Annotated in this window: 23 protein-coding genes; 15 read left to right on the top strand and 8 right to left on the bottom strand. The window is 70.0% G+C overall.

Translation table 11 applies throughout. The features are described 5' to 3' along the window. The first annotated feature begins 60 nt into the window (after nucleotides 1-60). The 3 genes from ASD66_RS04445 (at nucleotide 61) to ASD66_RS04435 (ending at nucleotide 1661) form a co-directional block, all read left to right on the top strand. Nucleotides 61-441, top strand: coding sequence for a helix-turn-helix domain-containing protein (locus ASD66_RS04445; protein ID WP_056687980.1), 381 nt, complete (start codon nucleotides 61-63; stop codon nucleotides 439-441). A gap of 55 nt (nucleotides 442-496) precedes the next feature. Then, nucleotides 497-1156, top strand: a complete 660-nt coding sequence (locus tag ASD66_RS24890) for a hypothetical protein (protein ID WP_056687983.1) — start codon at nucleotides 497-499, stop codon at nucleotides 1154-1156. Nucleotides 1157-1367: 211 nt separating this feature from the next. After that, on the top strand, nucleotides 1368-1661 hold the full coding sequence (locus ASD66_RS04435; protein WP_056687985.1) for a DUF2516 family protein: 294 nt from the start codon (nucleotides 1368-1370) through the stop codon (nucleotides 1659-1661). A gap of 34 nt (nucleotides 1662-1695) precedes the next feature. Here ASD66_RS04435 and ASD66_RS04430 read toward each other — a convergent pair whose 3' ends face one another. After that, the gene (locus ASD66_RS04430; RefSeq protein WP_056890146.1) at nucleotides 1696-3075 is read right to left on the bottom strand and encodes a sugar nucleotide-binding protein; all 1380 of its coding nucleotides are present in this window, start codon (nucleotides 3073-3075) and stop codon (nucleotides 1696-1698) included. After that, nucleotides 3075-4061, bottom strand: coding sequence for a dTDP-glucose 4,6-dehydratase (gene rfbB / locus ASD66_RS04425; RefSeq protein ID WP_056890145.1), 987 nt, complete (start codon nucleotides 4059-4061; stop codon nucleotides 3075-3077). The genes ASD66_RS04430 and rfbB overlap by 1 nt, the downstream gene beginning before the upstream one ends. 41 nt (nucleotides 4062-4102) lie before the next feature. Between rfbB and rfbA the strand changes: the two genes are divergently transcribed. Next, nucleotides 4103-4963: a glucose-1-phosphate thymidylyltransferase RfbA gene (gene rfbA, locus ASD66_RS04420; protein ID WP_056890562.1), complete on the top strand. Its 861-nt coding sequence runs from the start codon at nucleotides 4103-4105 to the stop codon at nucleotides 4961-4963. Nucleotides 4964-4965: 2 nt separating this feature from the next. Here the strand turns inward: rfbA and ASD66_RS04415 are convergent, their stop codons facing one another. Next, nucleotides 4966-6108 carry an LCP family protein gene (locus tag ASD66_RS04415; RefSeq protein ID WP_056890144.1) on the bottom strand — a complete coding sequence of 381 codons (1143 nt, stop codon included), beginning with the start codon at nucleotides 6106-6108 and terminating at the stop codon, nucleotides 4966-4968. Between the two features lie 213 nt (nucleotides 6109-6321). Here ASD66_RS04415 and ASD66_RS04410 point away from each other — a divergent pair, with 213 nt between their 5' ends. From ASD66_RS04410 to ASD66_RS04400, 4 genes are all read left to right on the top strand, one after another. Beyond that, nucleotides 6322-7089: an N-acetylmuramoyl-L-alanine amidase gene (locus ASD66_RS04410; RefSeq protein WP_082599317.1), complete on the top strand. Its 768-nt coding sequence runs from the start codon at nucleotides 6322-6324 to the stop codon at nucleotides 7087-7089. A 58-nt stretch (nucleotides 7090-7147) separates the two neighbouring features. Continuing rightward, entirely contained in the window at nucleotides 7148-8053 is a 906-nt protein-coding gene (locus ASD66_RS04405; protein ID WP_056890142.1) for an alpha/beta hydrolase, read from the top strand. A 20-nt stretch (nucleotides 8054-8073) separates the two neighbouring features. Continuing rightward, the gene (locus tag ASD66_RS24055) at nucleotides 8074-8220 is read left to right on the top strand and encodes a DUF1059 domain-containing protein (RefSeq protein ID WP_082564138.1); all 147 of its coding nucleotides are present in this window, start codon (nucleotides 8074-8076) and stop codon (nucleotides 8218-8220) included. 267 nt (nucleotides 8221-8487) lie between these two features. Beyond that, nucleotides 8488-9372 carry a DUF559 domain-containing protein gene (locus ASD66_RS04400; RefSeq protein WP_056890141.1) on the top strand — a complete coding sequence of 295 codons (885 nt, stop codon included), beginning with the start codon at nucleotides 8488-8490 and terminating at the stop codon, nucleotides 9370-9372. Between the two features lie 163 nt (nucleotides 9373-9535). On the opposite strand, the gene ASD66_RS04395 is transcribed toward ASD66_RS04400, so the two are convergent. Beyond that, nucleotides 9536-10297, bottom strand: a complete 762-nt coding sequence (locus ASD66_RS04395; protein ID WP_056688005.1) for an SDR family NAD(P)-dependent oxidoreductase — start codon at nucleotides 10295-10297, stop codon at nucleotides 9536-9538. After that, complete coding sequence (locus tag ASD66_RS04390) at nucleotides 10297-11466, bottom strand: acyl-CoA dehydrogenase family protein (RefSeq protein ID WP_056688009.1); 1170 nt, start codon at nucleotides 11464-11466, stop codon at nucleotides 10297-10299. Before ASD66_RS04390 ends, ASD66_RS04395 begins: the two co-directional genes overlap by 1 nt. A 118-nt stretch (nucleotides 11467-11584) precedes the next feature. On the opposite strand from ASD66_RS04390, the gene ASD66_RS04385 reads away from it, so the two are divergent. From ASD66_RS04385 to ASD66_RS04360, 6 genes are all read left to right on the top strand, one after another. After that, on the top strand, nucleotides 11585-13231 hold the full coding sequence (locus ASD66_RS04385; RefSeq protein ID WP_056890140.1) for an AMP-binding protein: 1647 nt from the start codon (nucleotides 11585-11587) through the stop codon (nucleotides 13229-13231). Next, nucleotides 13228-13845 carry a TetR/AcrR family transcriptional regulator gene (locus ASD66_RS04380; RefSeq protein WP_235529959.1) on the top strand — a complete coding sequence of 206 codons (618 nt, stop codon included), beginning with the start codon at nucleotides 13228-13230 and terminating at the stop codon, nucleotides 13843-13845. The genes ASD66_RS04385 and ASD66_RS04380 overlap by 4 nt, the downstream gene beginning before the upstream one ends. Nucleotides 13846-13921: 76 nt before the next feature. Further along, nucleotides 13922-14584, top strand: a complete 663-nt coding sequence (locus ASD66_RS04375) for a nitroreductase (RefSeq protein WP_056688017.1) — start codon at nucleotides 13922-13924, stop codon at nucleotides 14582-14584. Nucleotides 14585-14668: 84 nt separating this feature from the next. Then, on the top strand, nucleotides 14669-16018 hold the full coding sequence (locus tag ASD66_RS04370) for an MFS transporter (RefSeq protein WP_162254246.1): 1350 nt from the start codon (nucleotides 14669-14671) through the stop codon (nucleotides 16016-16018). Nucleotides 16019-16117: 99 nt separating this feature from the next. After that, the gene (locus ASD66_RS04365; protein WP_056890138.1) at nucleotides 16118-16603 is read left to right on the top strand and encodes a nuclear transport factor 2 family protein; all 486 of its coding nucleotides are present in this window, start codon (nucleotides 16118-16120) and stop codon (nucleotides 16601-16603) included. Next, the gene (locus ASD66_RS04360) at nucleotides 16600-17430 is read left to right on the top strand and encodes an SDR family NAD(P)-dependent oxidoreductase (protein ID WP_056890137.1); all 831 of its coding nucleotides are present in this window, start codon (nucleotides 16600-16602) and stop codon (nucleotides 17428-17430) included. Before ASD66_RS04365 ends, ASD66_RS04360 begins: the two co-directional genes overlap by 4 nt. A 130-nt stretch (nucleotides 17431-17560) precedes the next feature. Here the strand turns inward: ASD66_RS04360 and ASD66_RS04355 are convergent, their stop codons facing one another. From ASD66_RS04355 to ASD66_RS04345, 3 genes are read right to left on the bottom strand one after another with little or no spacing between them, the layout of a single operon-like run. Beyond that, on the bottom strand, nucleotides 17561-18310 hold the full coding sequence (locus ASD66_RS04355; protein WP_056890136.1) for an enoyl-CoA hydratase/isomerase family protein: 750 nt from the start codon (nucleotides 18308-18310) through the stop codon (nucleotides 17561-17563). Nucleotide 18311: 1 nt separating this feature from the next. Continuing rightward, complete coding sequence (locus ASD66_RS04350; protein WP_056688032.1) at nucleotides 18312-19490, bottom strand: thiolase family protein; 1179 nt, start codon at nucleotides 19488-19490, stop codon at nucleotides 18312-18314. 11 nt (nucleotides 19491-19501) lie between these two features. After that, entirely contained in the window at nucleotides 19502-20347 is an 846-nt protein-coding gene (locus tag ASD66_RS04345; protein WP_056890135.1) for a 3-hydroxybutyryl-CoA dehydrogenase, read from the bottom strand. Between the two features lie 127 nt (nucleotides 20348-20474). On the opposite strand from ASD66_RS04345, the gene ASD66_RS04340 reads away from it, so the two are divergent. Next, nucleotides 20475-21122 (top strand): hypothetical protein, encoded by a 648-nt coding sequence (locus ASD66_RS04340; protein ID WP_056890134.1) that lies wholly within the window; start codon nucleotides 20475-20477, stop codon nucleotides 21120-21122. Nucleotides 21123-21125: the final 3 nt, after the last annotated feature.

The raw sequence follows: 21125 nt of genomic DNA, 5'->3' as shown, positions 1-21125 counted from the left end.
GTGGCCCGTCACACGTCGCGACGGCTTGCATTTGCTAACTTTTGTTAGCACGATGGAGCCATGGCAAAGGGCGTGGTCGGCAAGACCGTCGAGTCACTCGGTGACTACCTCAAGGAGCAGCGCACCACTGCGAAGCTCTCGTTGAGGCAGCTCGCCGAGCAGGCCGGCGTGTCGAACCCGTACCTCAGCCAGATCGAACGTGGTCTGCGCAAGCCCTCCGCCGACGTTCTCCAGCAGATCGCCAAGGCGCTCCGCATCTCCGCGGAGCAGCTCTACATCCGTGCCGGCATCCTCAGCCCCGAGGACACCGCGGGCGGTTCCGTCGAGCTGGCCGTCCTGGCCGATCCTGCGCTCACGGAGCGTCAGAAGCAGTCCCTGCTCGACGTCTACTCCTCGTTCCTGGCGCTCAACGCCACGGACGACGAGCCGACCGACAGCTGACCATCCCACTCGGAGCGGTCCCCGGGATCGCGACGTACAAACCAAGGAGATCGACATGGCCAAGGCCAAGTTCGACATCAAGACCGAAGCGGCTCGCCCGTTCTACGCCACCGTCGGCGCCACCGACCTCACCGTCGAGTACGCCCGCCAGTACGCCGCCGACGTGCAGGCCAAGGTCGCCGACGTGCAGAAGAAGGTTGCCGGCTTCGAGTTCGAGCCCAAGAACCTCAACAAGCAGGCCCAGACCGTCGTGTCGGCCCGCGTCGAGACGGTGACCAAGGAAGCCAAGGACGCCCAGGCCAAGCTGGAGGCGAAGCTCGCCGAGCTGCAGGCCGAGGCGAAGAAGGCCCAGGCCCGTTTCGTGGCCCAGGTCAACGAGCTCCAGGCCGAGGCCAAGGCGTTCCCCGCCAAGGCGCAGAACTTCGTCGCCGACGCGGTCAGCGAGGCGACCGACACCTACACCGAGCTCGCCAAGCGCGGCGAGAAGGCCGTTGCCAAGCTCCGCAAGGTCGAGCTGAAGCTGGACGTCGACGCCAAGCAGACGAAGACCACCGTCTCCGCCTCGGCGAAGTCGACCACCGGCACCGCCAAGCCGGCCGCGAAGAAGGCTCCGGCCAAGAAGGCCCCGGCCGCCAAGAAGGCGCCCGCCGCCAAGAAGGCTCCGGCCAAGAAGGCCCCGGCCGCCAAGAAGGCGCCGGCGGCCGAGCAGGCCTGAAGGACTGAGGCTGAATCGGAACAGCTGACGCTGTTCTGACTTCATTGCCCCGAACTCGGGGGCGTGCACAACCCCGGACGTATGCGGTCCGGGGTTGTGCACGTTCTGGGGGCGATCGGGCCCGAGTCCCCAGTGCCGGCAGGTCGCGCGCCGCGGCACGCGATCTCGCGCGGAATCCGCCTCCGGGAGTGTCCCCGGTAGGCTTTGGGGCGTGCTGAACATCTTTGCCGTCGAGGGCTACGTCATGCTTGCCGTGGTCTTCATCGCGATCGCCGTCAAGGTCTTCGCGTTCGTCAACGCGCTGCTCTGGCCCGCGGAGGCCTACCACGCGGCCAACAAGCTGACCAAGCCCGCGTGGGTCGGCATCCTCGGCGTTGCCCTGGCCGCACAGCTGCTGCTGATCGACTCCTCGCCGCTGAACCTGCTGCACCTCATCGGCTCGATCGCCGCGATCGTCTATCTCGTCGACGTACGCCCGGCGGTCCAGGAGCTCACCCGCCGCTGACTCTGCGGCCGGCGCCTGCCGCCGGCCCCTTCGTTCAGCCCGCCACGTGGCGGCGCAGGGTCGTCATCGCGTCCTCGGGGGTGAAGCCGGTGGCCTCGATCTTCCTGGTCGACAGCACACCGCGTGCCGGACGTGGTGCCAGCGCCTTGCCGGCGGCGTACTCCTGCGTCGTGACCCGGCCGATGTCGCCGCGGGAGCGCCCGCACTGCTCGAAGACCTCGGCGGCCACGTCGGCCCAGCTCGTCGCGGGGCCGCCGCCGGTCACGTTGTAGATGCCGTACGGCGCGCGCGTGGTGAGCAGGTGTCGTACGGCGCGGGCCAGCTCGGTGGTGAACGTCAACCGGCCGACCTGGTCGTCGACGACGCCTGGAGACGCCCCGTCGCGGGCCAGTCGCGCCATCGTCGCGACGAAATTGTGGCCGTCGCCGATCACCCACGACGTACGGACCAGGTAGTGCCGGGGGGCCGTCACCACGGCCAGGTCGCCAGCCGCCTTCGACTGCCCGTAGACGCCCAGTGGGCAGACCGCGTCGTCCTCGTCGTAGGACTCGGCCGTGCCGTCGAAGACGTAGTCGCTGGACCAGTGCACCAGGGTGAGCCGGTGCTCGCGGGCGATCGCCGCCAGCAGTGACGGACCTGCGGCGTTGGCCGCCCACGCCTCCGCGCGCTCGGTCTCCGCGGCGTCGACCGCGGTGTGGGCCGCCGCGTTGAGCACCACGTCGTGCTCGTGCCACGGCCAGGCTCGCAGTGCCTCGGCGTCGGTGATGTCGAGCTCGTCCGCGTCGACGGCACGGGCGTCCGGGAACTCGGCGACGAGGGCGCGGCCGAGCTGTCCGTGGGCGCCGATGACGAGTGGACGCCGCGGCGCCATCGGGGCGACCTCGTCGAGGCGCGGGTTGTGCCGGTCCTTCTCCGAGATCTCCGCCTCCGCGAGCGGAATCGGCCACGGGATCGCCGCCGTCGGATCGGCCAGGTCGAGTGCCGGGTACGCCGCGCCCGGCCGCCAGTGCTCGTTGACGAGATAGCTGTAGGTGGTCGCGTCCTCGAGCGTCTGGTAGCTGTTGCCCACGCCGCGCGGCACGAACACCGCCACCGACGGGTCGATCTCGATCGAGTACGACGTCCCGAAGCTCGAGCCCTCACGCATGTCGACCCAGGCACCGAACACGCGGCCGTTCGTCACCGAGACGAACTTGTCCCAGGGTTCGGCGTGCACGCCGCGGGTGGTGCCGCGGCGCGTGTTGAACGAGACGTTGTTCTGCACCGGTCCGAAGTCGGGCAGCCCGAGCGCGGTCATCTTCTCGCGCTGCCAGTTCTCCTTGAACCAGCCGCGGCTGTCGGCCATCACCGGCAGGCGGACGACCAGCAGGCCGGGGATCGGGGTGGCCTCGACCTCCAGGGAGGGACCGCCCATCACATGCCCTTCGCGGCGTACGACGACTCGGTGGCGGCCTTGTGCGGGCGCCACCACTCCTCGTGGGTGCGGTACCACTCGATGGTGTCGGCCAGGCCCTGCTGGAAGTCCTCGAAGCGCGGCGCCCACCCGAGCTCGGCCCGGAGCTTGCCGGACTCGATCGCGTAGCGCCGGTCGTGTCCGGCCCGGTCGGTCACCTGGTCGAACGCGTCGGCCGGTTGGTCCATCAGCGTGAGGATCAGCCGCACCACCTCGAGGTTGTTCCTCTCGCCGTCGGCACCGATCAGGTAGGTCTCGCCGATCCGGCCCGCCTCGAGGATCCGCAGCACCGCGGACGAGTGGTCGTCGGCGTGGATCCAGTCGCGCACGTTGAGCCCGTCGCCGTACACGCGCGGCCGGATGCCGTCGATGACATTGGTGATCTGCCGCGGGATGAACTTCTCGATGTGCTGCCACGGTCCGTAGTTGTTGGAGCAGTTGCTGACCGTCGCGCGCACCCCGAAGCTGCGCACCCACGCACGGACGAGGTGGTCGGACCCGGCCTTCGACGCGGAGTACGGCGACGACGGCGCGTAGGGGGTGTCCTCGGTGAACCGCTTGGGATCGTCGAGCGCCAGGTCGCCGTACACCTCGTCGGTCGAGACGTGGTGCAGGCGTACGTCGTGCTTCCGCACCGCCTCGAGGATCGCGAACGTGCCGAGGAGGTTCGTGCGGATGAACGGCGACGGGTCGTCGAGCGAGTTGTCGTTGTGCGACTCGGCGGCGAAGTGCACGACTGCGTCGGCCTCCGCCACCAGTGCGTCGACCACGGCCGCGTCGGCGACGTCGCCGACCACCAGCTCCACGGGCAGTCCGGCCAGTGCCTCGCGGGAGGCGGCGTAGGTCAGCTTGTCGAGCACCGTCACGTGGTGGTCGGTGTGCGTGATGACGTGGTGCACGAAGTTGGAGCCGATGAACCCGGCGCCACCGGTCACGAGCAGTCTCATGCGGCCACCCTATTCACGCGTTCGCACCTATGCTGACCGCCATGCGTGGAATCATCCTGGCCGGTGGCACCGGCACCCGGCTGCACCCGATCACGCAGGGCATCAGCAAGCAGCTGGTGCCGGTCTACGACAAGCCGATGATCTACTACCCGCTCTCCACGCTGATGCTGGCCGGCATCCACGAGGTGCTGGTGATCACCACCCCTCACGAGGCCGAGGCGTTCCGGCGACTCCTCGGTGACGGGTCGCAGCTGGGCGTCTCGCTGACCTACGCCGTGCAGCCCTCGCCCGACGGTCTGGCCCAGGCCTTCCTGATCGGCGCCGACCACGTCGCCGACGAGTCGGTCGCGCTGGTGCTGGGCGACAACGTCTTCTACGGCCACGGCCTGGGCAACCAGCTGACCCGCTTCGCCGATCTCGACGGTGCGGCCATCTTCGGCTACCAGGTGGCCGACCCGACGGCGTACGGCGTGGTGGAGTTCGACGACGAAGGACGCGCACTGTCGCTGGAGGAGAAGCCGGCCACGCCGCGTTCGTCGTACGCCGTTCCGGGTCTCTACTTCTACGACAACTCCGTGCTGGCGCGGGCCGCCACGCTCGAGCCGTCGGCGCGCGGCGAGCTGGAGATCACCGACCTGAACCGGCTCTACCTCGACGAGGGCAAGCTGCAGGTGACAGTGCTGCCGCGCGGCACGGCCTGGCTCGACACCGGCACGTTCGACTCCCTCAACGACGCCAGCAACTTCGTGCGCACCATCGAGAGCCGCCAGGGCATGAAGATCGGCGCGCCCGAGGAGGTCGCCTGGCGTCAGGGCTGGCTCAGCGACGACGACCTGCGGCGAGTGGCCGAGCCGCTGTCGAAGAGCGGGTACGGCGAGTACCTGCTCGGCCTGCTCGACTGACGTCACGGCACCTCGTTGCCGGCAGGCAGCTCGCTGACCGGGTGATGGGCGTACCACGACTCGAACTGGTCCTTCGAGATCGCCTCGAACATGGCGCGGGCCTGGCGCGGCTTGACCTTCACGACGCTCGCGTCGCCGACCATGCCGCTGCCCGAGTTGGGCAGGGTGAGGAAGCGGAACGACCCGCTGCGCAGGTGCCTGTTCGCCAGGGCGAGGTCGCGGATCTTCGCGCTGGTCAGGCTTTCGTCGACCATCACCAGGCTCGAGAGGTTCCGCGCCAGCCTGGTGAGGCGCACCGGGTTGAACATCACGCCACGCGTGGTCAGTTTCTCCAGCACCGTGCGGAGGAAGTTCTGCTGCCGCTGGATGCGGCCGAAGTCGCCGTTCGGCAGGCTGTAGCGGGTGCGCACGTAGTGCAGCGCCTCGTCACCCTCGAGGTGGTGGAATCCTCGTTCCCAGTCGACCGTGCCGGACCGGGGATCGCTCACCGTCCTGGGCACGAAGACGTTGACGCCACCGATGGCCCCGGTGACGTCCTTGAAGCCGTCGAAGTCGACGATCACGAGGTGGTCGATGCGGATGCCCATGGTCTGTTCGACGGTGCGCGCGGCCAGGTCGGGCCCGCCCCACGAGAACGCAGCGTTGATCTTCGACCGGCCGTGGCCCGGGATGGCGACGTACGAGTCGCGCGGGATCGAGACCAGCTGGGCGGCCCGGTGGTCGGCCTCGATGTGCAGCACCATCATCGTGTCGCTGCGGGCGGTGCCCGGCTTCCAGGTGCCGGCCTCGAGCATCTCGTAGACGCTGTCGCCGACCTCGCGAGAGCCGTCGAGGTCGTCGACTCCCATCAGCAAGATGTCCGTGCCCTGGCCTTGCGGCGGGCGGTTGTCGCCGAGGTCGGTTTCGAACCGGCGTACGTCGCCGAGCTTCGAGTTCAGGTAGAGCAGCCAGCCGATCAGGATCGCCAGCAGCACGAGGGCGATCACGACGAGCGTGGTGATCGCCTTGTGCCTGCGGAACCATGCGCAGCGGCGCTTGATCCAGCTGCGGCGCCGACGCCGCCGGACCAGGACTGGCTCGCCGGACGTCGGTGCAGTGCCGACAGTGCCGACCTGCGGTCCGTCCAGTTCCACGTCGTTGCTCACACAGGTCCCCGTTGTCTCGCGAGTGGCCGCTGTCGACCAGTGCGGCCGGCAGGTGACCGCTGACCTGCCCAACGACGCCAGCACGCCGAGGTGACGGCCATTCGGGGGTTCCCGGACCTACTCGCGGGTACGCCATTTCGTCAGTCGACGCGGTCGCGGGCCTGCTGCTCCGCAACCCGTCTCGCAACCACGCGGCCACGTAGGCTGGCGGCCATGCTCCGGTCCGGTCTTGTTGCGCTCGTGGTCGCCGCCGCGGCCTGTGCGGGAGCCCTGCTGCCGGTGCCGCCGGTGGAGGCGCCGACCCACCCGGCGGCCGTCCGGGCCCCCGCCGCTCCCAAGCCCTTGGCCGGCAAGGTGATCGTGATCGACCCCGGGCACCAGCTCGGCAACGCGCGTTTCCCCAGCGAGATCAACCGCCTCGTGCCGGCCGGCGGCTTCCGCAAACCCTGCAACACCACGGGGGCCTCGACGAACAACGGCTACCCCGAGGCGACCTTCACCTGGCAGGTCGCCCGCCTCCTCCGGTCCCGACTGACCGGCCTGGGCGCGAAGGTGGTGCTGACCCGCACGTCGAACCGCCTCGATCGTTGGGGGCCGTGCGTCGACGTCCGCGGCCGCCGCGGCAACGCGCTCGGGGCCGACGTCAAGATCAGCCTCCACGGCGACGGGTCGTACGCCGGCGGCCCGGGCTTCCACGTGATCACGCCGCCCCGTGACCGCGCAGCGCGTCGGCTGGCGCTCGACGTCCGCGCCGGACTGCGCGCGCGTCGTCTGCCGTACGCCGGCTACATCGCAGGCGGCGACGGCCTCGACGTGCGCGGCGACCTCGGCACGTTGAACCTCTCCGCGATGCCCGCGGTGATGGTCGAGCTGGGCAACATGCGTTCGGCCGCCGACGCCCGCCGGATGACCACGCCGCGCGGGCGGTCGTCGTACGCCGCCGGGCTGACCAGCGGCCTGCGCGTCTTCCTGGCCCGCTGAGGCGACCCACCGCGGGAACTGCCGGAGTTCGGCACGGCGCACCGATATCGTCGCGGACATGCCCCTGGACCCAGGAATCTCGGCCCTGCTCCAATTCATCGAATCGTCGGGGAACCCGCCGATGCACGAGTCGTCGCCCGACGATGCGCGCAAGGCCTTCGCCGGCCTGGCCCAGATCGCGGTCGCGCAGTCGGGCCGGATCGAGGTCGGATCGGTCGTCGACACCTCGGTCGCCGGACTCGCGGCCCGGGTCTACCGTCCGGCGGTCGACGGCCCGGTGCCCACCGTCGTGTTCTTCCACGGTGGCGGCTGGGTGGTCGGCGACATCGAGACCCACGAAAACACCTGCCGCCGGCTGTGCCGCGACACGTCGTCCGTGGTCGTCTCGGTCGACTATCGCGTGGCACCCGAGCACGCCTTCCCGGCCGCGGTCGACGACGCGCTCGCGGCAGCCACGGCGATCAGCGAGGACCTCGCGGCCTACGGCGGCTCCGACGTCTGGGCGGTCGCGGGCGACAGTGCCGGCGGCAACCTCTCCGCCGTCGTCGCCCAGCAGGTGCCGGGGGTCGCCGCGCAGCTGCTGATCTACCCGGCCGTCGACGTGTTCGGCGACTACGCGTCCCGTGAGTCCAACGGCACCGGCTACTTCCTCGAGCTGCCCTTGATGGAGTGGTTCCTGGGCCACTACCTGCAGTCCGCCGCCGCACCCGACGACGCCCGCCTCTCGCCCCTGCACGGCGTACGACCCGAGCTGGCGCCAGCCATCGTGGTCACCGCCGAGTTCGACCCGCTGCGCGACGAGGGCCGGGCGTACGCCGACGCACTGGCCGCGTCCGGCGTACCCGTGGACTCGGTGACCTACGACGGCCTGATCCACGGCTTCGTCGACATGCCCCCGTTCTCGCCGGCCGCCGACGCCGCCGTGGCCGACATGAACCGCCGCTTCGCGGCGCTCCTGCACTGACCGGTCGTAGGGTGACGACCATGAAGACGCAGCTGCACTGCCCCTGTGGGGCGCACATCAAGGGGACCGACGAGGACGACCTGGTCGAGAAGACACAGGCCCACCTCGCGGCCGAGCACCCCGGCATGACCTACGGGCGCGAGGAGATCCTCTTCATCGCCCGCTGATCTGCGCGTCACACGGCGCAGCTGCCTCCGGCGACACGCGCACGGATCCGCACACCGCCGTACACCGCCGTACCACGCGACAACCCAGCGCGAGATGTTCAGTTCGACATACAGTTCGGACCGGTCGCCCGGCAGTCGAGCGTGAATCGACAGGCGGCGCCGCGAACTGCAGGTCCATCTGCACGCACGCTGACTCCACAGGCCTCCGAGCGCAGAGCCTGTGGACAGCGAGATGCGCCGCCGCGCCATGCGAAGAAGACTGGGTCCATGGACGCTCTGACCGCTCTGCACCGCTGTGGCGGCAGCGCGACGTGGGCAGAGCTCAAGGGCCTGACCAACCGTCGAGGCCTCGACAAGGCACTGCAGCTGGGCGTGATCGTCAAGCACAGGCACGGGAGCTATGCACTGCCGAGGGACGATCATCGTCGCGCGGCCGGGGAACTCTGCGGAGTCGTCTCAGGCCTGAGTGCTGCCCTGCACTGGGGCCTCAAGATGAAGAAGGAACCGGAGCATCCGACGGTGACCGTGCCTCGCAGTCGCCGGGTCGACGCATCGCGCCGCGAGGGTGTCCAGCTTCATCGCGACACCCTGCCTGCCGGCCACGTCTTCCAAGGCGTGACCTCACTCGCCCGGACAGTGGCCGACTGCGCGCGCTGGCTCCCGTTCGACGAGGCGGTGTGTGTCGCGGACTCCGCTCTGCGCAGCAGGCTGGTGACGAAGGAGGACCTCCGAGCTGTTGTCGTGTCGCTGCCGAGGACTGGTCGCTCACGAGCGATGGCGGTCGTCGAGTTCGCCGATGGCCGCGCCGCCAACCCGTTCGAGAGCTGTCTTCGCGTGATCGCCGCACAAGTGACCGGACTCTGCGCAGAGCCGCAGGTGGAGATCGGGCCTCACCGCGTCGATCTGGCCGACCGCCGGCTCCGGCTGGTGATCGAGGCCGAGTCCTACGCCTTCCACGGGAGCAAGGAGCTGTTCCGCGCGGACGTGCGCCGCTACACGTGGCTCGCGACGCAGCAATGGGTGGTTGCGCGGTTCCTCTGGGAGGACGTGATGCACGCGCCCGAACGGGTCCGCGAAGCCTTGCACCTGCTGGTCAAGACTCGCCTAGCCTGCTCGTGCCTCGCCGCCACTGGCGGAGCACCGTTCATTTGAGCACGCAGTTCGGCCCCGGATCCACGCTGGTGAGCGTGGATCCGGGGCCGGGACAGCGAACTGTATGTTCACCTGAACAGTCGAGCGGTCATGCTGAGCCGAAGTCTGCACCGGTGGGTTCCCGGACGGCCCGCGGCGTGAACGACACGACGAGCGGGAACTGTCAGCGGGGGGCCATGCGGAGGGCGCCGTCCATGCGGAACACCTCGCCGTTCAGGTAGTCGTGGTCCACCAGGAACAGCGCGAGGTCGGCGTACTCCGACGGCTTGGCGAGGCGCTGCGGGAACGGTACGCCGGCAGCGAGGCCGGCCCGGAACTCCTCCGAGACCGTGGCCAGCATCGGCGTCTCGACGATGCCGGGGGCGATCGTGTTGACGCGGATGCCGTGCTGCGCGAGGTCGCGCGCGGCCGGCAGGTTCAGGCCGACGATGCCGCCCTTCGACGAGGCGTACGCCGCCTGCCCGATCTGGCCCTCGAAGGCGGCGATGGAGGCGGTGTTGATGATGATGCCGCGGGCGTTGTTCTCGAGCGGCTCGGTGGCCGCGATCTTCTCGGACGCCAGCGCCAGCACGTTGAACGAGCCGATCAGGTTGATCTGCACGATCTTGGCGTAGAGCGCGAGGTCGTGGACGCCCTTCTTCGACAGGATGCGCGCCGAGGGACCGATGCCGGCGCAGTTGACGACGACGCGCAGGGGAGTGGTCGGGTCGGCGGCGGCCTGGTCGACCGCCTCCTGGACCTGCTCCGGGTCGGTCACGTCGACGCCGACGTAGTGCACGCCGTCGACGGCTGGCGCGCCGTCGATCGCCGAGGGGAGGTCGAAGGCGTAGACGGTGGCTCCGCGACCGGCGAGGGCGGCGGCGGTCGCCGCACCCAGACCCGACGCTCCGCCGGTGACGATCGCCGCGGTGTTCTCGACCTGCATCAGTTGCTCTCCTTGATGGTTCCGTTGTTGTCCTTGGCCAGCGCGCGGCTGATCACCATGCGCTGGATCTGGTTCGTGCCTTCGAAGATCTGCATGACCTTGGCCTCGCGCATGAAGCGCTCGACCGGGAAGTCGCGGGTGTAGCCGTAGCCGCCGAGCACCTGGACGGCGTCGGTGGTGACCTTCATGGCGTTGTCCGTGGCCACCATCTTCGCGATCGACGCCTCGCGGCTGAACGGCAGCCCCCGGTCCTTGAGCCGCGCGGCGTGCAGCACCATCGCGCGGGCCGACTGGATCGCCGCCTCCATGTCGGCCAGCACGAACGCCAGCCCCTGGTGGTCGATGATCTTCTTGCCGAACGTCTCGCGCTCCTTGGCGTAGGCGACGGCGTGGTCGAGCGCTCCCTGGGCGAGGCCGGTGGCGACCGCGGCGATGCCGAGGCGGCCGGAGTCGAGCCCGGCCAGCGCGATCTTGAGCCCGTCGCCCTCGTTGCCGAGAAGTCGCGACGCCGGGATGCGTACGTCGTTCAGGCGCATCGTGGTCGTCGAGGAGCCGGTCAGGCCCATCTTCTTCTCGGGCGGGTCGGCCTCGAAGCCCGGGGTGTCGGCCGGGATCAGGAAGCAGGAGATGCCGTTGCGGTCGTCCGACGTACGGGCCATCACCTTGTAGAAGTCGGCGTTGCCGCCGTGGGTGGTCCACGCCTTCGCGCCGTTGAGCACGTAGTCGTCGCCGTCGCGGCGGGCCGACGTCTTCATTGCGGCCGGGTCGGAACCGGCGTGCGCCTCGCTGAGGCAGTAGGCGCCGAGCAGCTCGCCACCGAGCATGTCGGGCAGCCACGCCTGCTTCTGCTCCTCGGTGCCGTGCTCGTGGAGGCCGAAGCAGCTGAGCGCGTGCACCGAGACGCCGACGCCGACGCTCGACCAGACCGAGGCGATCTCCTCGAGCACCTGGAGGTAGACCTCGTAGGGCTGGCCTCCGCCGCCGTACTCCTCGGAGTAGGGGAGTCCGAGCAGGCCGGCGCGACCGAGCAGCTTGAAGACGTCGCGCGGGAAGGTCTCGGTCGCCTCGTCCTGCGCGGCGCGGGGGAGCAGCTCCTTGGTGGCCAGGTCGCGGACCAGCCTGAGCAGGTCGGCGGCTTCGGACGTGGGCAGCACGCGGCTGGCGGGCATGGTCACTCCTGTGGCTTGGGTCATGCGATATTGATACTGTGGCTGAACCTAGCGTACTAATGCGAGTACGATCTTGTCACGACGGAGTGACCCCGAGCGCATCCGAAAGGCAGAACAGATGACCCCCGAGGCCCGCGTGGCGCAACTCCTGGACACCTTCGACGCAGCGGAGGTGAACCTCGGCGAACTCCTCTGCGACGGCCACCCGGCCGACGCGGTCGCGTTCACCGTCATCCAGCCCGACCTGTCCACACTCGACCTGACGTACGGCGACCTGGCCGAGAGCTCGCGCCGCTTCGCCGCCTACCTCGCCGACCAGGGTGTGAAGCCCGGTGACCGGGTGGCCACCCTGATGGGCAAGTCGGCCGACCTGGTCACCGTCATCCTCGGCATCTGGCGCGCCGGCGCGGTGCACGTGCCGCTGTTCACTGCCTTCGCGACGCCGGCGATCGCACTGCGCCTGGAGGGCAGTGATGCGAAGTACGTCGTCTGCGACGCCGACCAGCGCGCCAAGCTCGAGCCCGGCGAGGACCTCCCCGAGGACCCGGCCCGGCAGGTCATCGTGGCCGGCGACCGGGTCGCGTCGGGCGACCTCTCGCTGACCGCCCTGCTCGCCGAGGCCGACCCGGCTGCCGCCCCGAACGTGGCCGTTGCCGGGAGCGCCGAGTTCGTGCGGCTCTTCACCTCGGGCACCACAGGAACCCCCAAGGGCGTGCCGATCCCGGTCAAGGCGCTGGCGACGTTCGTGGTCTACCTGGAGTACGGCCTCGACGTCACCGCCGACGACGTCTACTGGAACGCTGCCGACCCGGGCTGGGCCTACGGCCTCTACTACGGAATCGCGGGTCCGCTCGCCGCTGGTCGCCGCAACATCCTGCTGCAGGCCAAGTTCACCCCCGAGACCACCTGGCAGGTGATCCAGTCGCTCGGCGTCACGAACCTGGCGGCCGCGCCCACCGTGTTCCGGTCATTGCGCAGCGCCGAGACGCCTGCCCCGGCCGGGCTCGACCTGCGCCGCATCTCCAGCGCCGGCGAGCCGCTGAACCCCGACGTGGTCACCTGGGGCGCCGACGTCCTCGGCGCCGCGATCCACGACACCTACGGCCAGACCGAGCTCGGCATGTCGATCGTCAACGGCTGGCAGGCGGACGTCGCCGGCGAGCTGCGCCACGGCTCGATGGGGCGCCCCATGCCCGGGTGGGACGCCGCCGTGCTCAAGGAGGAGGCCGACGAACCCGCCGACGCCGGCGAGCTGGGCCGGGTCGCCATCGACCTCCAGGGCAGTCCGCTGATGTGGTTCACCGGCTACGTCGACGCTCCCGAGAAGACAGCCGAGCGGTTCAGCGCCGACGGCCGGTGGTACTACACCGGCGACGCCGGCTCGATGGACGAGGACGGCTACGTCTACTTCTCGTCGCGCGACGACGACGTGATCATCATGGCCGGCTACCGGATCGGCCCGTTCGAGGTCGAGAGCGTGCTGGTCGGTGACCCGCGGGTCGTCGAGGCGGCCGTGGTCGGGGTCCCCGACGACCTGCGCGGCGAGGTCGTGGAGGCGTTCGTCGTGCTCGCCCCCGGAACCTCGGCCACGCCGGAACTCGTCGACGAGCTCAAGCAGCGGGTCAAGACCAAGCTGGCGGCGCACGCCTACCCGCGCCAGATCCATCTGGTCGCCGAGCTCCCGAAGACCCCGTCGGGCAAGATCCAGCGCTTCCAGCTCCGGTCGCAGCGGGCCTCCGAGATCGCGGCGGCGTCGCAGTCGTGAGTGCCGGTACGTCGAAGGGGCCGGGCCGCGCGGTGGTGCGCGGCACCGGCCGTCGGCGTACGCCCCGTCAGCTCGACCTGCTCGACCGCCTGGTCGACCTGATGACGAGCGAGGGTTTCGCGCGGTTCACCCTCGACGACATCGCCGTGCGCATGCGGTGCTCCAAGACCACCCTCTATGCGCTGGCGCCCTCGAAGCCGGAGCTCGTGGTCGAGGTGGTCAAGCAGTACTTCCGCAACTCGGTGCCACGCATGGAGGAGTCGGTGGCGGCGGCCGAGGCGCCGGCCGATCGGGTCACGGCCTACCTGCTCGCCGTTGCCGACTACCTCGCCCCGCTCTCGCGCGACTTCATGGACGACGTGGCGTCGTTCGCGCCGGCTGCGGAGGTCTATCGCACCAACACCATCGCCGCGGCCAACCGCATCCGCGAGCTGATCGCGGAAGGCATCGCAGCCGGCCAGTTCCGCGCGGTCAACGCCGCGTTCGCCGCGGAGATGGTGGCCGCGACGATGTTCGAGATCCAGCGTGGTGAGATGTTCGCGCGGCTCGAGATGAGCGACGCGGAGGCGTACACCGAGCTCGCCGCGCTCGTCGTCGGCGCGCTGACCGTGTGAGGCCTCTGACTCGGTCGACCAAGCACCACGGGCACCACACGGGTACCAGACGGGTGCCAGACACGAGACAGGAGTGATGGTGGAGTTTCACAGTGTTCTGGAAGAGCGTTGGAGTTGCCGCGCCTTCACCACCGACGAGGTGCCCGAGACGACTCTGCGCAAGATCTTCGCGTTCGCACAACGCACGGCGTCGTGGTGCAACACCCAGCCGTGGCAGGTGCACCTGCTCAGCGGCGAGGCCAGGGAGCGGTTGGCCAAGGGCCTTGTCGACGCTGTGGTCTCTGGAGCCGGTGGCTCCGACCTGCCGATGCCGGATGCTTACGTCGGGGTCCACCAGGAGCGTCGGCGCGAGGCAGGCTACGCGCTCTACGAGAGCCTCGACATCGCCCGTGATGACCGCGTGGCGCGCGATCTCCAGATGCTGAAGAACTTCACGTTCTTCGACGCACCCCACGTCGCGATCATCACCACCGACGCCAACCAGGGTGTCTACGGGGCGGTCGACTGCGGTGGCTATGTCGCCAACCTGCTCAACGCCGCCCACGAGCTGGGGGTCGCGACCGTCCCGCAGGCTGCCATCGCCATGCAGTCGCCGACCGTTCGCGACGTCCTCGACCTGCCGGCGGACCGACTGGTGGTCTGCGCGGTCTCTCTCGGCTTCGCTGACACCGATCACCCGGTCAACGCCTTCCGGACCAGCCGGGCCACGTTCGAGGACTCGGTCGTCTTCGTCTCCTGAGTGTGACGAGTCGGGGCCTCGCCCGACATCCGCCCCCGCCGGAGAGGAATGAATGGTGCCGGGCGGCGGTTGGTGAAGGTTGTGATGGCCAAAGACGCGAGACGTGTGTCCGTACTGCTCGGACTCCTCTTCGGCCTCGCCGGCATGGGTTCCTCCTCGGCCGCGATCGCGCTGCCGTTGATCTCCCAGGACCTCGGTGTGAGCGTCGGTGTCAGCACCTGGACCATCACGCTCTACGCGTTGATGCTCGCGGTCACCACCGCGGTCTACGGACGGGTGGCCGACCTTGTCGGCGTACGCCTGCCGTTGCTGGTCGGCGTGGCGCTGATGACCAGCGGCGCGATCGTCTCTGCCCTCGCCCCCAACTTCGAGGTGCTGCTGGTGGCCCGCATCTTCCAGGGTGCGGGCGCGGCCGCCGTACCCACGATGGGGGTCGCGGTGCTGAGCGCGCGCTACCACGGCGAGATCCGGGGCCTGGCGTTCGGCCGGCTGGCCGGTTTCGCCGCGGCACTGAGCTGCCTCGGCCCCCTCATCGGCGGCATCGTCGAGCACCAGTTCGGCTGGCGTGCGGTGATGGCGCTGCCGATCCTCGGACTGCTCGTGATCCCGTTCCTCTGGCACGCCCTGCACAACGAGGGCACCGGGGCCCGGCTCGACATCGTCGGTGCCGTGCTGGTCGCGGCCACGGCCGCCGGCGCCGTCCTGCTGGTGCAGTCACCGTCGACCGGCGTGGCCGTGGCGGTGGCCGGCGTCCTGCTGATGGCACTGGGCACACCGGCCGTCGTACTGCGGGTCCGCCGCCGACCACACGGCTTCCTGCCCGCCTCGGTGATCACCAACCCTGTCGTGGTGCGCAGCGCGCTGGCCGCGATGGCCATCCCCGCCGCATGGTTCGCCTTGTTGATCGCCATCCCGGCGGTGCTGGTCGGCGACGGCTGGGAGCCGTGGCAGGTCGGCCTGCTGATGGTGCCCAGCGCTGCGGTCGGCCTGATCACCCCTCGCTTCGCCGGTCCGCTGCTGAACCGGGTCGGCGCCACGAACACCCTGGCCGCATCGGGGGCGATCGTGTCGGTCGCGATGCTGGTGGCCGCGGTCGGTGCTCACCAGACGTGGGCGCCGGTGCTGCTGGTCGCCGTGATGCTGGCCACCGCCTCGTTCGGCATGGGCCAGCCCGCGCTCAGTGCCGCGGTCGGTGACGCCGTGCACGCCGACGTACGCGGTGTGGCCCTGGGTGTCGCGACCTTGCTGTTCCTGGTCGGCGGGTCCATCGGCTCCGCGGTCGTCGGCGGTCTCGGCGACGTGGTCGGCATCGACTGGAGCCTGGTGGCGCTCGCGCTGCTGCCCCTGGTGGGGTTGGCCGCCCTGCTGCCGATGCTGCGTGACCGGACGGCTCCGGCACCCAGCCTGACCACGGTGCCCACTGGGCGGGACTGACGTCGAGCTGACGGCGAGTCAGTGCTTGCCTTGCAGCAACGCTCGGGGCCGTTGGTTCCTGCGCGAGACCGACCACCCCGCGAAAGGGCAGGTGTCCCCGTGGACCTGGAAGCACGTGTCTCCCGCCTCGAGGCGGTCGAGAAGATCAAGGCACTCAAGCATCGCTACCTGCGGGCCTGTGACGCGAAGCGTCCCGAGGACTTCCGCGCCTGCTTCATCGAGCGCGGTGCGATGCTCGACTACGGGCCACGGATCGGGAGCTTCGACGACGCCGACGGCATCGCGGCGGTGTTTCGCCGGATCGCCCTGCAGCGGGTGGACGGGAAGGTCGTCGTCCTCGACATGCACCACGCCCTGCACGCCGACATCGAGGTCGATGACGACGAGGCCACCGGAGCCTGGACCCTGCGCTTCCGCCAGGTCGACCTGACCCGGAGCACCGAGTCGGTCAGCGCCGTCGAGTACGCCGACCGCTACGTCGTCGAGGACGGGGAGTGGCGGATCGCCCGCAGCGAGGTCACGGTGCTGTGGACCCTGACCACACCGTTGCCCGAGGGCTTCGCCGTCACGGAGTCGTTCTCGTGAGCGGCGGGAGCCGGGTCGCCCTGGTCACCGGGGGCAGCAAGGGCGTGGGCCAGGGGATCGCGGTGGGCCTGGCCGAGTCCGGCTGGACCGTGCACGTCTCCGGCCGCGACCGCGAGCGCCTGCAGGCCACCGTCGACCGCGTCGACGCCGTAGGAGGCACGGGCCACGCCCACACCTGCGAGCACACTGACGATGACGACGTACGCCGACTCGTCACGACGGTGCACGACCACGCGGGACGTCTCGACCTGCTCGTGAACAACGCCTGGGCCGGTCCGCCGATGAACCACGTGACGCCGGAGAAGTTCTGGGAGAGGCCGCTGTCCGACTGGGACACGCTGATCGGCGTGGGCCTGCGCGCGCACTACGTGGCCACCCACGTCGCCGCGCCCCTCATGATCGCCCGGCGCACGGGGCTGGTCGTCAACATCTCCTCCGTCGGCACCCGCGCCTACCTGCACTCCACGCTGTACGGGATCTCCAAGGCAGGGCTGGACAAACTCACCCACGACGCGGCACTGGAACTGCGCGAGCACGGGGTGACCGTGTTGTCGCTGTGGCCCGGCCTGGTCCGCACCGAGAAGCTGCTGGCCAGCGGGGTCGACAACATCGCGGGCGTCTCGGTGTCGGACACCGAGACGCCGGAGCTGCAGGGGCGGGTGGTGGCCGCGATCGCCGCGGATCCTGACCTGCACCGGCGCACGGGCGGCGTGGTGATCACCGCCGAGGCGGCCGCCGAGCTGGGCATCGTCGAGCCCGGCGGTGGGACCCCGGTGTCGCCGAGGCGGATGTTCGGTGGCGGCCCGATCTTCCCGCCGCTGCCCTGACCCCGAACACCCGCGCCGCCTCGTGCAACGCGGGGTTACGGTCGCTCCACACGCGTCGTGACGCGGGCGAGGCGACCACAGCGCCGCACAAGTGCGAAGGCGTCCCAGGTCAGGGACGCGCCAGCCGAGCTCAGCGCTTGGTGAAGGCAGCGAGCAGTCGCTGGGCGTCGTCGGTGCCGACGGCCTTGGCGATGGTGACCGCCTCGTCGCGTCCGACAGAGGCCCGGTCGGACTCCCACGAACCACGGATCAGTCGCCGGGCCTGGCCGAACGCGAAGACCGGCCCGGCCGCCAGCGTCGTGGCCAGCTGGAGGGCGCGGTCAGCGCCGGCGACCTCGGTGACCAGGCCCCAGTCGAGGGCCACGTCGGCGGTGATCGGGGTGTTGGTGAGCGCCATGTGGAGGGCGCGCTGCTGTCCGATCGCGCGGGGGAGCAGCCACGAGACACCGCAGTCGGGGGTCAGCCCGACACCGGGGTAGGCGGTCACGAACTTCGTGCCAGGATCGGCCACCACGAGGTCGCAGCTGAGCATCACCGCGAGACCCGCTCCAGCCACGGCACCCTGGACGGCGCCGACGACGGGCTTCTCGAGCGCGGTGAGCTCCTGCAGCGCGCCGTCCAGTGCGCCGGCCAGCTCGAGGAGGTACGCCGCCTGGTCGCCGTCCGACGCGACCATCGAGGCCACGTCGCCACCGGCACAGAACCGCTTGCCGGCACCCGTCACGAGCACGGCGCGTACGTCATCATCAGCGGCCGCCGACTTGATCGCCGCCGACAGTGCGTGGGCGGTGGGCAGGTCGACCGCGTTGGAGACCTCGGGGCGGTTGAGCTCGATGCGGGCCACACCGTCGGTCACGGCGTACGAGACGAGGTCGCTCATGTCAGATCCTCCGGAACAGGGCAGCCAGGGCCTGGCCGCCGCCGATGCACATGGTGACGATGCCCAGCTCGAGGTCGCGGCGCACGAGGTCCTTGGCCACCCGCAGCGACAGGATCGCCCCTGTCGCGCCGACCGGGTGGCCCAGCGCGATCGCGCCGCCGTACGGGTTGACCTGCTCGGGGTCGAGCTTCGCGTCGCGGATCACCGCGACGGCCTGCGAGGCGAACGCCTCGTTGAGCTCGATCGAGCCGATGTCGGAGGGCTTCGTGCCGGTCTTCTCGAAGAGGTTCTGCAACGCGAGCACGGGTGCGTAGCCCATCAGCTCGGGCTCCATCGCCGCAGTCGCGACGGCCTCGATGGAGACCAGTCCGGTCAGGCCGCGCTCGGCAGCCACCGACTCACGGGCGAGTACGACGGCCGCGCCGCCGTCGTTGATCCCGGAGGCGTTGCCGGCCGTGACCGTGCCGTCCTTGCTGAACGCAGGACGCAGTCCGGCCAGCGTCTCGAGCGTGGTGTCGGGCTTCGGGTGCTGGTCCTCGGTGACGGTGAACGGCTTGCGGCCACCCACCTCGACCGGGGTGATCTCCTCCGCGAACGCGGCCTTGGCGGCCTCGCTGGCGGCGCGCTGCTGGGAGAGCAGGGCGAACTCGTCCTGCTCCTGGCGCGAGACGCCGTACTTGGTGGCGACGTTCTCGGCGGTGACGCCCATGTGGATGTCGTGGAACGGGTCGGTCAGCATCATCACGGTGCCGTCGACCAGCGACCGGTTGCCGAGCTTGTAGCCGTTGCGGGCACCGAAGTCGTAGAACGGCATGCGGGTCATCGACTCGTCGCCGCCGGCCAGGGTGAGGCCGAGGTCGTTCCAGCGCATCTCCATGGCGGCCGACCAGATGGCCTGCAGCCCCGAGCCGCACAACCGGTTGACGGTGTAGGCGGGCACGTTCTTCGGCAGGCCGGCCGTGATCGCGACCCGGCGGGCGTTGTAGGCGTCGGGCCCGACCTGGCCGATGCAGCCCATCACCACCTCTTCGATGTCGGCGCCGTCGACGCCGGCGCGGCTCAGGGCCTCGCGGGCAGCGGTCGCGCCGAGCTCGAAGCCGGGCACGTCCTTGAACACTCCGCCGAAGCTGCCGACCGGCGTGCGGGCGCCGTCGACCAGGACGATCTTCTCGTCAGGCATGGATTCCTCGTTCAGTTGTAGGTGTAGAAGCCACGGCCGGTCTTGCGGCCGAGGAGGCCGGCGTCGACCATGCGGTTGAGCAGCGGCGGGGCGGCGTAGAGCGGCTCCTTGAACTCCTCGTAGAGCGACTCGGCGACGGCCTTGGTGGTGTCGAGCCCGATCAGGTCGGCCAGCGCGAGCGGGCCCTGCGGGTGGGCGGCACCGAGCACCAGGCCGCGGTCGATGTCGGCGGCGGTCGCGAAGCCCGACTCCATCATGCGGATCGCGGAGAGGATGAACGGGATCAGCAGCGCGTTGACCACGAAGCCGGCGCGGTCCTGGCAGTCGATCGCCTCCTTGCCGAGCACGTCCTGCACGAACGCGCGGGAGCGTTCGGTGACCTCGGGCGCGGTGACGATGGACGGCACGAGCTCGACCAGCTTGAGCACCGGCACCGGGTTGAAGAAGTGGATGCCGAGCACGTTCTGCGGGCGGTTGGTGACCACGCCGAGCTTCATGATCGGGATCGAGGAGGTGTTGGAGGCCAGGATCGCGTCGGGGGAGGTGACGATCTTGTCGAGCTGGCGGAACAGTTCGGTCTTGGCGTCCTCGTCCTCGAGGATCGCCTCGACGACCAGGTCGCGGTCGGCGAGCTCGTCGAGGTCGATGACCACACGGATCCGGGCCAGTACGTCGGCAGCGGAGGAGATCTTGCCCTTGGCCTCGGCACGGGCCAGCGACTTCTCGAGTCGCGACCGGCCAGTGTCGGCGGCACCCTGCGACGACTCGGCGACCACGACGTCGAGCCCTGCGCGGGCGCAGACCTCCGCGATGCCGGCTCCCATCAGGCCGCATCCGACGACCCCGATCTTCTCCATGTCTTCTCCTCGTTGATCCGATCGACGACTGTCACAACGACGCTAACCGCTACCGATAGGTAACTCTCACCGCGTCCACTCGCGGGAACGCCTGCACCGCGGCCGCGGTACGCCGTACCGTGTCTCCATGCGTTTCGACTGGGTGCCGGCCTCGGCGGCGTCGCTGATTGCCGGCGCGGTGACGCTGGCCCTGGGATCGACGTTGCTGCCCGGCGGAGACACCCCGACGGAGTCCCTGCACCTCGTCGAGCAGCACGACTCGCAGTGGCTCGCGGTCTCGGTGCTCTTCTTCATCGCCGCGATCGCACTCGTCCTCGGCCTCCCGGCGGTGCTCACCCTGTTCCAGAAGCGTGGTGGGCTGCTCGGCCTGGTCGGCTGCTGCATCTTCCTGATCGGCTGTGTCGGAACGGCCGGCTACGCCATGCTGCTGGCGTTCTTCCGGGCCCTTGCCCTCAGTGGTGCGGTGCGCGCGGAGGCACTCGACGAGGTGGTCGCCGATCCCGGACTGAACGGCTTCCTGCTCGGGTGGGTGGCCGCGTTCTACCTGGGCGAGCTGCTGATCGGCCTGGCCCTGCTGCGGGCCGGCACCACGTCGAAGTGGGTGCCCGCCCTGCTGCTGGCCCACGTGGCCACCCTGCCGCTCGGTGCGCTGGCGCCGCGCCTGTTCGGGTCGTGGACGATCGTGTTCATGGGTGTCGGATTTGCAGGGGTCGCGATCGCCGCCAACAGCCGTCAGGGAGTCAAGGGCGAGAGCGTGCAGTTCAGCTCACGTTGAGCG

Origin of the sequence: Nocardioides sp. Root151 (assembly GCF_001427925.1) — a bacterium.
GTDB lineage: Bacteria > Actinomycetota > Actinomycetes > Propionibacteriales > Nocardioidaceae > Nocardioides.
This window is presented reverse-complemented; position numbering and strand designations above follow the sequence as displayed.

Excerpts from the sequence above, each read along its gene's own strand:
- ASD66_RS04345 (WP_056890135.1), bottom strand. The coding sequence starts at position 20,347 with ATGGAGAAGATCGGGGTCGTCGGATGCGGCCTGATGGGAGCCGGCATC.
- ASD66_RS04445 (WP_056687980.1), top strand. The coding sequence starts at position 61 with ATGGCAAAGGGCGTGGTCGGCAAGACCGTCGAGTCACTCGGTGACTAC.
- ASD66_RS04430 (WP_056890146.1), bottom strand. The coding sequence starts at position 3,075 with ATGGGCGGTCCCTCCCTGGAGGTCGAGGCCACCCCGATCCCCGGCCTG.
- ASD66_RS04375 (WP_056688017.1), top strand. The coding sequence starts at position 13,922 with ATGGTGGAGTTTCACAGTGTTCTGGAAGAGCGTTGGAGTTGCCGCGCC.
- ASD66_RS04400 (WP_056890141.1), top strand. The coding sequence starts at position 8,488 with ATGGACGCTCTGACCGCTCTGCACCGCTGTGGCGGCAGCGCGACGTGG.
- ASD66_RS04370 (WP_162254246.1), top strand. The coding sequence starts at position 14,669 with ATGGCCAAAGACGCGAGACGTGTGTCCGTACTGCTCGGACTCCTCTTC.
- ASD66_RS04390 (WP_056688009.1), bottom strand. The coding sequence starts at position 11,466 with ATGCCCGCCAGCCGCGTGCTGCCCACGTCCGAAGCCGCCGACCTGCTC.
- rfbB (WP_056890145.1), bottom strand. The coding sequence starts at position 4,061 with ATGAGACTGCTCGTGACCGGTGGCGCCGGGTTCATCGGCTCCAACTTC.
- ASD66_RS04350 (WP_056688032.1), bottom strand. The coding sequence starts at position 19,490 with ATGCCTGACGAGAAGATCGTCCTGGTCGACGGCGCCCGCACGCCGGTC.
- ASD66_RS04395 (WP_056688005.1), bottom strand. The coding sequence starts at position 10,297 with ATGCAGGTCGAGAACACCGCGGCGATCGTCACCGGCGGAGCGTCGGGT.
- ASD66_RS04385 (WP_056890140.1), top strand. The coding sequence starts at position 11,585 with ATGACCCCCGAGGCCCGCGTGGCGCAACTCCTGGACACCTTCGACGCA.
- ASD66_RS04340 (WP_056890134.1), top strand. The coding sequence starts at position 20,475 with ATGCGTTTCGACTGGGTGCCGGCCTCGGCGGCGTCGCTGATTGCCGGC.
- ASD66_RS04405 (WP_056890142.1), top strand. The coding sequence starts at position 7,148 with ATGCCCCTGGACCCAGGAATCTCGGCCCTGCTCCAATTCATCGAATCG.
- ASD66_RS24055 (WP_082564138.1), top strand. The coding sequence starts at position 8,074 with ATGAAGACGCAGCTGCACTGCCCCTGTGGGGCGCACATCAAGGGGACC.
- ASD66_RS04410 (WP_082599317.1), top strand. The coding sequence starts at position 6,322 with ATGCTCCGGTCCGGTCTTGTTGCGCTCGTGGTCGCCGCCGCGGCCTGT.
- rfbA (WP_056890562.1), top strand. The coding sequence starts at position 4,103 with ATGCGTGGAATCATCCTGGCCGGTGGCACCGGCACCCGGCTGCACCCG.
- ASD66_RS04355 (WP_056890136.1), bottom strand. The coding sequence starts at position 18,310 with ATGAGCGACCTCGTCTCGTACGCCGTGACCGACGGTGTGGCCCGCATC.
- ASD66_RS24890 (WP_056687983.1), top strand. The coding sequence starts at position 497 with ATGGCCAAGGCCAAGTTCGACATCAAGACCGAAGCGGCTCGCCCGTTC.